Source organism: Arachidicoccus terrestris (assembly GCF_020042345.1).
GTDB classification, from domain to species: domain Bacteria; phylum Bacteroidota; class Bacteroidia; order Chitinophagales; family Chitinophagaceae; genus Arachidicoccus; species Arachidicoccus terrestris.
Window position 1 is genome coordinate 1,561,520 of sequence record NZ_CP083387.1, and the last position, 13,686, is coordinate 1,575,205.

Below are 13,686 nucleotides of genomic sequence, written 5' to 3' on the forward strand. Positions count from 1 at the left end.
TATTACAATATAAGCAGATAAGGAGAGGTAGCGCAAGATTTTTTCAGGCATCGAGCAAAAGAATTGATTACACAACAGTTATCTACCAGATACAACTATCTATCAACAAAGGTTTAAAACATTTTCATTGCACATAAAAATAGAATGACAATGCCCAACAGAATGTCCACAAAAAAATACCTCGCCTGTATGACAGGGCTGGCCATTTTACAGGCTCTCCTGTTTTCAGTGAAAGTCACTGCAAGTCCAAATCAACAGGAAAACAATATTACAGGTACTTCAACTCACGATACAGCAGGGCTCACCAACCGATATTTCGCGCAAATAATAACGCCGCCGCCGGATAGCCTACACCTCGACCCATTCTATAAACAATACTGCAACGCGGTCGGGATCCCCATAGTAGGATCAGAAAAAGTACCCCCGACGGCATTATTAACGGCCAGAGATATCGTTACATATATGCTGTCCGGCAGAAGTGATATCCGGGCGGAGCTTGTAAAAGAAAAAGGTCGCGTACTTGTTATGGCCGAAACGGAAATGGAGACAGACCTCCCGGAGCGCAGGGACTGGAAGAAGCCTGCCTTTAATGACCAGAGATTGACACCGAAAGAACGTGAAAATTATTATAAACCCGGCGGCATAGCCTCTATGACGGATAGAGGATACTGGAATCAACGCGCCAGAGGTATGGGTGGCCTTATTACCTCCTGTGCAGAAGAAAACCTTTTAGGCTACGCTGGAACGCGTTACTACGGAGAGAACATCACTGTACACGAATTCAGTCACAATATGATGGGGGCAATTGAAAAAATAGACCCTTCGCTTTATAACCGTATTTTAGCAGCATACGCCTCTGCCAAAGAAAAAGGCATGTATAAAGATCAATATGCGATCAACACAGCGGACGAGTACTGGGCTGAAGGAACGCAGTGGTGGTTCTGGTCTAATTTTCCTTTCCGGGATAGCATACGCAATATAACAATATGGTCTCCGGCGTCTCTTAAACAATATGATCCTACGCTTTATCAGATATTATCGGAGGTCTATATCGGGCACCATAATCCGGCAGATGTATACTATAAAACGCATTATACACCAGCCGCCAACAGTACGCATTAATACGATTAATACACGTAAATTCACACTTATTTTTGTATTCTATACCTTACACCTGTTTAACAAGACAAAAATGAAAACTAAAATGAAAGGAATGGCCGGAAGAACCTGCACATGGCTGAAATTAGGGTTATTTACCGGTATACTGCCTATGGTCTCTTCGGGATTTGGGCAAGACTATCCCTATAAACCAGTCCCTTTCACGCAAGTACAGCTGACGGATCACTTCTGGAAACCTAAGATTGAGGTAAATGCCAAAATCACAATTCCATATATATTACGTATGTGTAAGGAGCATGGCCGTATCGACAACTTTCTAAAAGCGGCAGGCAAAATGCCTGCGGGTGAGGATATGACCACCTACCCATTTGATGACACGGATATCTACAAACTAATCGAAGGAGCCTCCTATAGTTTACAGACCACACCAAATCCAATACTAGACAGGCAGCTGGATACCTTGATTCAAATGATCGGCGAGGCGCAGGAGCCTGATGGCTATCTATATACATTTAGAACCGCCAAGGTCAAACATCCGCAGAAGTGGATCGGAGAAAAGCGCTGGGAAAAAGCAGAGATTCTTAGTCATGAGCTATATAATTCCGGACACCTATTTGAAGCGGCAGTTGCTCATTACCAGGCCACCGGTAAAAAAACGCTCCTGAAAATCGCCATTAAAAATGCCGATCTTCTCGTCAACGATTTTGGCTGGGGCAAAACCGAAAAATATCCAGGTCACCCTGTAGTAGAGATGGGACTAGCAAAGCTATATAGGTCAACCGGCCAGAAAAAGTACCTCGATCTCGCCAAGTTCTTTCTGGACGTCCGAGGTCCCCAAAAAGGGAACCCCGGTGATGCGTATAATCAATCAAATATCAAACTGGTCAATCAAAGAGAAGCGGAGGGACACGCCGTAAGAGCTGCCTATCTTTATTCAGGAATCGCTGACGTGGCAGCGCTCACCAAAGGCAGTGCCTACTTAACCGCCATTGATGCGATCTGGAATGACATAATCAAACACAAACTTTATATTACCGGCGGCATCGGCGCTACGGGCAACGGTGAAGCATTTGGACCTGCCTATGACTTACCCAATATGAGTGCCTATGCAGAAACCTGTGCCGCTATTGCCAATGTATATTTTAATGAAAGGATGTTTTTGTTACACGGTGATGCACGCTATATTGACGTACTGGAAAAAACCCTATATAATGGCTTGTTGTCAGGTGTGTCCCTGGATGGCACACATTTCTTCTATCCGAACCCATTAGCTTCCCTTGGTCAGCATGCCCGCAGTGCCTGGTTTGACTGTGCCTGCTGTATCACCAATATCTCCAGATTCATGCCTTCTATGCCGGAATACATTTATGCGCAGGACAACAATGCAATTTTTGTCAATCTGTTTGCAGCAAATAAAGCCAGCTTTGAACTTACCGAAGGTAAAGTTCAGTTAGAGCAGATAACCAATTACCCATGGGACGGGCAAATCGCTATTCACGTCAATGCCGCTGCCGCGCATAATTTCGCATTACATATCCGCATACCCGGGTGGGCAAAAGGCGAGGCCTTACCCGGCGACCTATATCACTTCCTGGACATCAACCCTCATCCGGTAGATATCTCCGTTAACGGTAAATCTGCCGGCTATAAGATGATCGATGGCTATGCGGTGATCAAACGCAGCTGGCAAAAAGGAGATAAAATCAGTTTCGCACTTCCGATGCCGGTTAAAAAAATACTGGCAGACCCTGCGGTCAAAGCAGATGATAACCGTTTTGCATTTCAACGGGGCCCTATCGTGTATTGCATTGAAGGAGCAGACAGAAAAGACAGTAGCGTAATGCACCTGATGGTGGATACGTCCGCACAAATAAAAGTCAAGTATATCGCTGATAAACTGGGTGGTATTGAACAACTGGAAGCTCCTGCAGTCCTACTCAAACGCAAAAGCGAAACCCATTCCACTGACGCTATTGAAACCATTCCAACGGAAGTCACAGCCATTCCCTATTACAGTTGGAATAACCGCGGAGCAGACGAAATGGAAGTCTGGATCCCTTATAACAACCAGGCCGGCACACCGCTTCCGGCCCCCTCCATTGCCTCTGAAAGCAAGGTTAGCGGGTCCCAGGTCTCTAAACTCATGTTGCGGGCCGTAAACAATCAGGTAATACCACAAGACTCAAAAGACCAGAGTACAGGTAATTTACATTGGTGGCCCAAGAAAAATCAGCCGGAATGGATACAATATGACTTTAAAACATCCTATACCATATCCAGTTCAACGGTTTACTTCTTTGACGACGGCCCTTTTGGAGGATGCAGAGTTCCGGCCTCATGGCAGCTGCTTTATAAGAAAGGCGACAGATGGATCCCTGTTGAAAACACAACCAGCTACGGTACCCGAAAAGACACCTTTAATGAAGTATCTTTCACGCCTGTAACCACAACAGGTCTAAGACTACAATTGCAGCTTCCAAAAGACAACTCTTCAGGAGTTCTCGAATGGTCGGTTAAATAACGCTCAATCAACTCAATACTTCGTTTTACATCCAACCGGTCGGTTTTTATCAGGAATAAGCAATCCTTTTAAAAACCGACTCTTTTTTGTAACTATCTGAATACACGCATATTGTTAATTTGACGTTTAAAACAGGTTAAAATCCGGCCATCATGGAGCAATATATGTAAAAACAGAGCACAATGTAAATTTTAACTTCACTATCTGATTGATGCGATAATTACATGCGACCGGTTATAGCTGTTTGTCTCAAAGGGCAAACAAATTTTTTACTCGGATTTTAACTTGTAAATAATACAATTTAAAATCGGGAAAGGCAGCCATTGTACAGCCGCCAGTCAGAAAGTAAAAGAACAAAACGGTTAACGGGCAAAACTAGAAGTAAAGAATTTACCGAATTGATAAAACCGCAAAAGAACCGATTCACCGCGTAGGTTTATTTAAACGAACTCCAGATGAAAAAAAGAATCTTTACGCTAATAGGGTTATTAGTAATTATTACCGAAAGGTGTCAGGAGCCCAGAAAGTAATTTCCGGACATTGAATATAATTGGTCAAATCCCATCCTATCTATCTTAATCCAGATGCAGAAAATCAAACATTCAACCACTAAAAACAAAAAAATGAAGACAGAAATTCCAAAGGGAACACTGGGAGGCAGCTTGCTGTTAACGCTGCTCCTGCTGTTCTGCCAATTACTTCCCGTGGCGGCTCAGAAAACGCGTAGTTTATCAGGCACAGTTCGCTCACTTGAAACAGGTGAACCCCTGCCCGGCGTATCAGTCACCCTACAAAATTCAACTACAGGCACCACTTCGGACCAGAACGGCCATTATGAGCTTCAGGCTAATGCAACAGACACGCTGATCTTTCATTTTGTCGGCTATATCAGTCAGCATGTCGTCGCAGATCATAATCCGCTGAACATTTCCCTACAAAATGCCTCCAACATACTGGGAGACGTGGTAGTGGTCGGATACGGGACAGAGAAAAAAGAAGTTGTAACTGGTGCCATCGGTACCGTTAAGTCCAAAGACTTTGTCAAAGGTGCCGTAAAAGATGCGGCCCAATTAATTACAGGTAAAGTAGCGGGCCTGAGCGTTTCCTCCTCCACCGGAGACCCGACGGCAGGTACGGAAATCATGTTACGCGGCATTCCGACATTAATGTCTTCCACTTCTCCACTGATCCTTATTAATGGTATTCCCGGCGACCTGAAAACAGTTTCTCCCGAAGACATTGCTTCTGTAGATGTATTGAAAGACGGCTCTGCTGCCGCCATTTACGGCACACGTGCGACTAATGGCGTTATACTAATAACGACAAAGCAGTATAATAAGAACCAGGCAAAATTGCAATATGATGGCTACATCAGTATACAAACCATTGCCAAAAGACCGGAATTCCTTGATGCATCTGACTACCGCCGTCTGATAAAAGAAGGGGTCGCGTACACAGATTATGGAACCTCTACAGACTGGTTCGATGAGATCTCCCGGACACCGGTCAGCCATACCCATAATATTCTACTGCAGGGAGGTAATGCGCAAACCAATTACACTGCTAATATCAATTACCGTAACTGGCAAGGACTACTCAAACGTTCCGACAATACCGACTTTAGAGGCAACTTTGACATTCACCATGCGATGTTCAATGATAAAGTAAAAATTCACTTGAACGCCATAATGTCAAAAAGAAAGTACTGGGCTGGCGGAGATGGCTATAGTTTCAACACCTATATTTACCGACAGGCACTGATTCGTAATCCTACGGATAGCGTTCGTCATACTGACGGCAGCTATGTTACCAGAGATGGTTATTTTTATGATAACCCGGTGGCCCTGCTGGAGGGCGTAGACGGAGAAAATACAGAAAAGGAAATACGCCTGAATGGGAGTATCACTTATCAGCCTATCAAGGCATTATCTTTTAAATTACTGGCATCTGACAACAGCTGGATGCAGTCCAGAGGGTATGCAACCAAGAGTTACTATCCTTCCAATGAAGCTAACGGGTGGGGTAACGCTTATGCCTCAAGAGGCCAGTCCAATACTGAGGACCATCTTATAGAGTTTACCGCTAATTATGATAAGGCTTTCGGTGCCCACCACCTTAATGTTCTCGGAGGTTACAGCTATCAGGATGCCATGGCAGAAGGTTTCTGGGAAAACAACTGGTATTTTCCCACCGACAGCTATGGGTATAATAACATAGGCGCAGGTGACGCGTTGTCTGAAGGCAGTGCCGGCATGGGCAGCAGCAAGACAGAAAATAAACTCATTGGCTTCTTCGGCAGGGTAAATTACAATTACGCTGAGAAGTACCTGTTTATGGCCTCCCTACGCAGAGAAGGTTCTTCCAAATTCGGAAAAAATTACCGCTGGGGTATGTTTCCGGCGATATCTGCCGGCTGGCGGATCAGTCAGGAGGCTTTTCTAAGGAACAATAAAATAATCAACGATCTGAAACTTCGTGTTGGTTTTGGAATAACAGGTACGGCACCAACCGATGATTATGATGCCTTAACCACGTTAAACTATGGAGACCGCTTTCTATATAATGGCAATTGGGTGCAAGGCCTGTCTCCTACCAGAAACCCAAATCCGAATCTAAGATGGGAGCAAAAAGAAGAGTATAATGTCGGTATTGATTTTGAGCTATTCAATCATTTTGTTTCCGGCAGCATTGATGCTTATCGTAGAAATACGAAAGACATGTTATATGATTACCCAGTACCTGTGCCTCCATACCTGTATAACACAATCCTGGCTAATGTGGGACAAATGCGCAATGAAGGAGTAGAAGTGCTCCTAAATTTTAATCCGGTGACAACTAAAGATTTCTCCTGGAATTCCGGCCTTACCTTCTCTACTAATAAAAATACATTAGTTTCCATTAATAACAGTGAATTTAACCTTACCCAGGACTTCTTCACCGCAGGATACACTGGTGAGCCTATCCAGACATATACGCACCGGGTTGAAGTTGGCCAGCCTATCGGCAATTTCTACGGCTGGCAGTCAGTCGGAATTGATGAAAATGGTGTATGGCAAGTGCTGAATAAAGATGGTGAAACTATTTCTATCAAAGAAGCAAACGAGGATGACAAGCGAATTCTAGGCAATGGTTTACCTAAATATTACTTCTCATGGAACAACTCAGTCAGATATAAGCAATTTGATCTCAGTATTAATATGCATGGCGCCTTTGACTATAAAGTGCTCAACTTTCTGCGTCTCTTTTACGAAAACCCACGTAACGCACAATATAATATGCTCAAATCCGCTTTTGAAAAGGTGTATAACAAAGCCCAACTTGATTACGACCTATCCTATGTAAGCTATTATCTGGAAAATGGCGACTACTGGAAAATAGACAATATCACCCTGGGATATACCCTTGCCTTGAAAAAGAACAAAACATTCCAATCGGCAAGACTGTATGCATCCGGGCTTAACTTGGTTACGATCACAGGTTATAAAGGTATCGATCCTGAGGTAAACCGCAGCGGACTTGCTCCGGGCAATGATGATAGAGACAAATACCCCACGACCAGGACTTTTACACTGGGCGTTAACCTTACCTTCTAAACACAAAATCTTTAAAAATGAAAACATTAAAATATCTGTATAAAGGGTTGCTGGCGGTGTCTGTTCTCTCAGCGACAGCCGGATGTACCAAATTAGATGTCAACGACTATTCTGAAATCATCAGTGATAATTTTAATCCGACAGAAAGCGATATCGCCTCGATTATTGCGCCGGTTTATATTAGTTTCCGGCCGATGTGGGCAGCCTGGTATGGCAATTTTGATTTGCAGGAAGAGAGTGCAGACGCCATTGTAACCCCGGTTCGCCCAAACGGGTGGTATGACGGAGGCACTTATATCAGGATGCATCAGCATCTGTGGACGCCTACCGAAGGTCAGCCGGAAACTTTATGGTATAATTGCTTTAACGGTATCAATGCCGCCAACCGGGTACTAAGTCAAATAGCATCAGGAGACCTTCCCGTCAGTGAAGGTAAGGAAGCAATTATTGCTGAGATGAAAGTCGCCAGAGACTTCTGTTACTATCAATTATTGGATAATTTCGGAAATGTCCCGATCGTTACAGACTTTACCAGTGATGAACTGCCAAAACAAAACACTCGTAAAGAACTTTACGATTTTCTGATAGCTGAGCTAACCGAAAATATTCCTTTACTTAGTGATGAAGTCAGTTCAAAGACCTACGGCCGTTTTAACCAATGGGCAGGTTATACCCTGCTCGCCAAAATCTACCTGAATGCGGGGGTTTATACCGGAACCGCACAATGGCAAAAGTGTATTGAAACGTGTGATAAGGTTATCGCCAGCGATAAATACATACTCGAACCGGATTATAAATCCAATTTTGTTACCGAAAATGAGAACTCTCGGGAAATCATCTTTGCGGTACCATATGACGAGACAAAAGCGACAGGGTTTATCATTCATATGAAGACGCTGAAGCCCGCAGATCAGAAAGTGTATAACCTCCAGGCCCAGCCCTGGGGCGGCAGCTGTGCCGTTCCCCAGTTTATACACACCTATGACCCGGATGACAGCCGCCTGGAAAAATCCTGGATCATGGGGCCTCAGATCACACCCGAAGGCGAGGTGGCCATCGACTATATTGATTCTCTGATTAATATTGACCAGGCGGGAGGCAATCCTTTTAATTACGGGTTTCCGATAGGAAAATATGAGATCAAAATGGGTGCTAAAGGATCGCTGAGTAATGATTTTCCGATTTTCAGATATGCAGATATACTGCTCATGAAAGCTGAGAGCCTGTTGCGCACCGGGAAAGAAGAAGAAGCCGCGGCGCTGGTAACACAGGTCAGAGCAAGAGACTTCAAATCAAATCCTGGCAAAGCGAAGGTAACTGGTGTCGATTTACAAAAAGGCAGTGTCTATAATTACGGGTATGTCAAAAATGGGAAGATTACTACCGATGAGGGAGGCGCCGATATTAAATATGGCCGGTTCTACGATGAGCTGGGATGGGAATTCGCGGCAGAAGCACACAGAAGACAAGATATGATCCGTTTTGGTGTGTATTCAACCAAAATGTGGTTCCAACATAAACCAGTTGGCGCTTACAGACAACTATTCAGCATTCCGGAAAGCGTCCTTAATTCAAACTCCAATCTCAAACAGAACCCCGGATATTAAATAACAAAGTCAGTCTGATATAGTCGCTAAAAAAACGCCGGGCGGTATTCCTACATACCCGCCCAGCGTTTTAATTGGAAAGAAATACATAATGCAGCCCAACCAACAGCCCTCCCCTACCTTTTGATAGACAAAGCATAGGTCGTCTCTTCATGGTAATGCTCACCTGGTCTGAGAATTGTATTCGGGAACTTAGGTTCATTAGGGCTGTCGGGAAAATGCTGCGTTTCAAGTGCCAGACCATCATACTTAATCACGGCGTGTCCTCTTGCGGTAATACTGCCATCCAGGAAATTGCCAGAATAGAACTGCAATCCCGGTTGAGTTGTATATACGTCCAATTGCCTTCCCGATATACTATCGAACAATGTCGCGACGGGCTCCTTAGCGCCATGAGTCGTATCCAATGCCCAATTATGATCATATCCGCCCGGCACCTGAGAGATTCTGGCGCCTATAGCTGTTGCCGTATTAAAATCAAAGGGAGTCCCCACTACAGACACAGGCATACCGGTCGGGATCTGGTCCTCTACCGGAGAATAACCGGGCGCATGAATGGTGAGCTGCTCGTCCAGGATAGTTCTGGCGAGATCACCGGAAAGATTAAAATAACTATGGTTGGTCAGGTTCACAGGTGTTGCCTTATCTGTTGTTGCGTCGTAAATGATATGCAATTGATTATCATCAGTAAGTTCGTATTTTACCGTAACCTGGAGGTTGCCAGGATATCCTTCTTCCCCGTCTTTAGAGGTATAATGCAAAATCAATGTAGTTTTGTTACTATCTGGCACTTCAACCTGCCAGAGGACCTTATCAAAACCTTTGATGCCCCCATGCAAATGATTATTACCATCATTAACGGCTAATTGATAATTTTTGCCATCCAGCGCAAATTTACCTTTAGCAATACGATTGGCATATCTGCCGATCAATGCCCCAAAATAAGGAGGGTGTGCCAGATAGCCACTCAGGCTGTCAAAACCGATAATAATCTCACTGGTATCTGCATTTCGATCGGGAAAACGCCATGAGGTAATAGTGCCACCGTAGTTGGAGATAGCCATTCTTGTGCCATGTCCATTGTTTAAATGGTATAAATATACAGGATTACCTTCGTAGCTGCCCCAGTCTGACACTGTGATAGCTACCTTACTACTATCTGATGTGTTATTTCCTTTCTGACTAGCAGTTCCGCAGGAAATCAAACCCATGGCCAAGGCTATAGAACATAAGCCGAAATACCGTTTTTTATTCATCGTATATTCATTTTTGAGTTAAGATAGAATAAAAGTACAAATTATATTTGTATATATGACAATTTATATAGGCCGACTTAAACAGAAATGAAGGTCAGCAATTTTTCTGAATTATACTGGACAAAAGAATATTTTTTATGGCGGAATCCGTCTTTGTAACCAACAAATCAAATCAAATTAAGCTGAACTTTAACATTTAACGTTGGGGAAATAATTAAGAATTGTATAGAATATAATATCTTTACGTATAATAACCCTTTATTATTTATCGATTGAAACTGAAATCGAAATTCAAACTGTTTTTTTTATGACGCAATACAAAGGACAAGAACATTACCTGGTGGCCGTTGATTGTATTATTTTCGGCTTCGATGGAGAACACCTTAACCTGCTTTTAATTAAAAGAGGGTTCGAGCCCAAAAAAGGTAAATGGTCGCTGATGGGCGGATTTGTTGAACCCCAGGAAAACCTGGATGGCGCTGCAAAAAGAATACTGCATCAGCTGACTGGGTTGAAAGGCGTTTATCTGGAACAACTTAAGGCTTTTGGACAACCCAAAAGAGACCCGGAAGAAAGAACAATCAGTATTTCTTACTTTGCCCTGATCGATATCAATCAGTATAAAGAAAAAATAAGCGATACATATTCTGCGGCCTGGTTCCCACTTAAAAAGCACCCCAAACTCATATTCGATCATGACAGGATGATTGATCTGGCTAAAAAGCGGCTGCGTTATAAGGCGTCCCTACATCCAATTTTATTTGAACTCTTACCGGAGAAATTTACCATGCCCCAACTGCAGAATCTGTATGAGGATGTATATGATACCGTGTTTGATAAAAGGAACTTTAGCAGAAAAGTGCTTTCTACTTCCCTTTTGATAAAGCTGAAAGAGAAAGATATGTCAGCCTCTAAAAAAGGCGCATACTACTATAAGCTAAACAAAAAACAATACATAGAAAACTTCCATTCTTTCCTGAAGTTTATTCCAAACCCTGATCATCTTTTATAGGTTAACTGATGAGGATAACTTTTACAACCTGGAGAAGGAGGACTTTAAAACTCCCCCTTCTCCATTATGACAACGTCTCCAGACCGCTATGTTCAGCCCATAAAATACTGACCAATTAAGGATGCTTCGCTAAAAAAGCCTTTACAATGGGGTAGTACGCATCTGCGGCTTCCATATTTACATTATGGGCAGCGCCAGCCATAATATGTAACTCTTTTTGATTTTGGTTTAGCCCCGTAAGCGCTTCATAAATAAGATTGGCGTGGCCCGGCCCTACTACATAATCTTCTGCGCCGCCAATTACAGCCACCGGAACATGGATCTCAGCCAACCGCCCTGTTAACTGAATACGATTATATGCCGGTGTGTTTCTGAATACCTGATTTACATGTGTACCTTTTTCAGTGACACTATCATAACTAGCCATATCATAATGTGCCCTTGCGTAGAACGCGCTGTCTTTTCCCAATTGGACTGCTTTATTGTGCGCGACGCTATCGTACCAGTAAGCATTAAAGCCCAGCTTCTTGGGAAACTTAAATTTCAGAAGTTCAACATCTTTAAAAAACCGGTCAAAATCGCTATTTGCAATGCGCTTTAACTCCAGGGCAATCTGGCGAAGAGTGTCAGCAGTGGCAGAAGTTGTATCTTCCATGGCATTCAGTTCTGATGCTACAAGCGCCATTTCATGGTCAATCAGCACTTTATTTTCATATGGGCCATCCACTTTACCACTCACACAGATAAAGGAGCGGATCTTATCCTGATGGGCCAACAGATATAAAAAACCATAAGTGCCTCCCCAGGAACCACCCAGTAAATGAATAGATTGATCGGGATACTGATGATGTAATGTATCAATCACCGCATCAAGATCGGCCACAAATTGCGCCATAGTAATAAGACTGTCGTTTTTCTCTCTAGGCGATTTACCGCAACCCCGTTGGTCCAGATAAGCCATCAGGTATTGCTCCTCCATAGGATCTTTATAAAACTCCCTGTCAAAGCCCGACGTTCCACCCGGTCCGCCATGAAGCATTACAATAATAGGTCCGTTTGCATTCCCCGACAGGCGCATATACAGGCTATTGTCTTTTACAGGGATATAGACTTCTTTATCAATCAATTTAGGAGCAATGCGCTTGCAAGAAATGCCGAAGCTTAATAGAAGAACAAGGGGAAACAGCACATAGGTCAGGGAGTAACATTTGAACTTAATCATAACTATAAAACCGTTAGGTGTCAGGTAAATCCACATTCAGGCATCAGGTCAATGAAATATATTAAAACAGCCGCAATACATCTTTCTTTGGTCAAATCCACCCTCATTACTTCACAACTCTGTTTTGGAACCGCTACAATCATCTTCAGCACGGGAAAAACGCTTGAATACTTTTTTAAAAAGAATGTATTCAATACCAACCAAATAAACCTTTACCCGGAATTGCCAATGGAAATCTGAAGGTAAAGGTTTATTTTTGGAAAAACAACGGATTATGGAACAAATCCTTTCTATTAATGAACATCCCTACTGGGATACCTATCCTGAACAAAAGGAGGCATTGGTAGCCCGAATGAACGAGTTACTGGCAGCAGGCAATATATACCAGGATGGTGATATTCTGGAGCTTGACCTTTTAGGTATTCCTGTCAAATTACGCACACACGTTCAAATTGCTGAAAGCAGGGTGTCTGGGGACGCCTATCATATGCTGGACCTGGAATTGATTGAATCCTAAAGAGCGAAATTTAGAGATAAACAGCGACAAACTGAGCCAGGGGCGCCATTCTGGCTTTATTTAAATACAGGGTGTCTCCATGTTGTGTATAGTTATCAGCTTTCTCCAGGAGCTTTAAAAAAGATGTTTCTAAAGACAGGTCCGGGCAAGCCATCATGGTAGATATTAATTTAGAAAAACGGATACGGTTACCTGGTAACAACTCAAAGTGACCACCAAAACCATTGCAACCGGCAAAACCCCTGACAGTGCTGTCCGCAGACTTTAAAATCATGTGGGGCTCTTTATTTCCCTTAAACTGTACAGGCTGCCCATTGATTTGGGTGAGCTTCCAATATTTCTCCTCAATTTTATGTTCATCCATTTTTCTGAATTTAGACAAATTAGAAGCAGCGCCCTCAATAGGCTGACCATTTTGATCTAATTGATCCAATCCGTTTTCAATAACCTGATAAGTAAATCCGGTGTCAGCTAATAAATTCATTGAAATTTTAGAACCTGTTGCATCCCACTGGAATGTCCCGGTCTTAATAACTGTTGAATCACTTTTACCTTCATATTCATATCTAAGTATATATGTATCGTCTGCATTTAGCGTTAATTCTGCGTTAATGGCGGCGCAGTCATCGCAAGGCATTTTTCCGGCATATACACCTGCCCAATCCAGAGAATTGCGACTGTTATGGGAATTATCGACATTCTGTATTTTTTTGTCTGGGCGATTCGATCCAACGGCTGCTTTCTGAGTATTTTTACATCCGATGCTCAGCGATATCCATCCACCTAACAGGATAACCAAGAAACAGCTATGTCTAAATCCAAGTCCTTTTTCCATCTTT

General features: G+C 43.1%; 9 protein-coding genes. 6 read left to right on the forward strand and 3 right to left on the reverse strand.

Going from position 1 to position 13,686, the window contains the following annotated elements:
- The first annotated feature begins 150 nt into the window (after positions 1-150).
- The 4 genes from K9M52_RS06280 (at position 151) to K9M52_RS06295 (ending at position 8,840) form a co-directional block, all read left to right on the forward strand.
- A complete protein-coding gene (locus K9M52_RS06280) occupies positions 151-1,122 on the forward strand; it encodes a hypothetical protein (protein ID WP_224071206.1) in 972 nt (323 codons plus the stop codon).
- 70 nt (positions 1,123-1,192) lie between these two features.
- On the forward strand, positions 1,193-3,640 hold the full coding sequence (locus K9M52_RS06285; protein ID WP_224071207.1) for a glycoside hydrolase family 127 protein: 2,448 nt from the start codon (positions 1,193-1,195) through the stop codon (positions 3,638-3,640).
- A gap of 623 nt (positions 3,641-4,263) precedes the next feature.
- The gene (locus K9M52_RS06290) at positions 4,264-7,233 is read left to right on the forward strand and encodes a SusC/RagA family TonB-linked outer membrane protein (protein WP_224071208.1); all 2,970 of its coding nucleotides are present in this window, start codon (positions 4,264-4,266) and stop codon (positions 7,231-7,233) included.
- 17 nt (positions 7,234-7,250) lie between these two features.
- Positions 7,251-8,840: a RagB/SusD family nutrient uptake outer membrane protein gene (locus tag K9M52_RS06295; RefSeq protein WP_224071209.1), complete on the forward strand. Its 1,590-nt coding sequence runs from the start codon at positions 7,251-7,253 to the stop codon at positions 8,838-8,840.
- 116 nt (positions 8,841-8,956) lie between these two features.
- On the opposite strand, the gene K9M52_RS06300 is transcribed toward K9M52_RS06295, so the two are convergent.
- Positions 8,957-10,096 (reverse strand): aldose epimerase family protein, encoded by a 1,140-nt coding sequence (locus K9M52_RS06300; protein ID WP_224071210.1) that lies wholly within the window; start codon positions 10,094-10,096, stop codon positions 8,957-8,959.
- Between the two features lie 307 nt (positions 10,097-10,403).
- Between K9M52_RS06300 and K9M52_RS06305 the strand changes: the two genes are divergently transcribed.
- Positions 10,404-11,108 carry an NUDIX hydrolase gene (locus tag K9M52_RS06305; protein ID WP_224071211.1) on the forward strand — a complete coding sequence of 235 codons (705 nt, stop codon included), beginning with the start codon at positions 10,404-10,406 and terminating at the stop codon, positions 11,106-11,108.
- A gap of 115 nt (positions 11,109-11,223) precedes the next feature.
- Here the strand turns inward: K9M52_RS06305 and K9M52_RS06310 are convergent, their stop codons facing one another.
- A complete protein-coding gene (locus K9M52_RS06310; protein WP_224071212.1) occupies positions 11,224-12,330 on the reverse strand; it encodes an alpha/beta fold hydrolase in 1,107 nt (368 codons plus the stop codon).
- Between the two features lie 274 nt (positions 12,331-12,604).
- On the opposite strand from K9M52_RS06310, the gene K9M52_RS06315 reads away from it, so the two are divergent.
- Positions 12,605-12,847, forward strand: a complete 243-nt coding sequence (locus tag K9M52_RS06315) for a hypothetical protein (RefSeq protein WP_224071213.1) — start codon at positions 12,605-12,607, stop codon at positions 12,845-12,847.
- A 10-nt stretch (positions 12,848-12,857) separates the two neighbouring features.
- On the opposite strand, the gene K9M52_RS06320 is transcribed toward K9M52_RS06315, so the two are convergent.
- Positions 12,858-13,682: an META domain-containing protein gene (locus K9M52_RS06320; RefSeq protein ID WP_224071214.1), complete on the reverse strand. Its 825-nt coding sequence runs from the start codon at positions 13,680-13,682 to the stop codon at positions 12,858-12,860.
- Between the last annotated feature and the right edge of the window lie 4 nt (positions 13,683-13,686).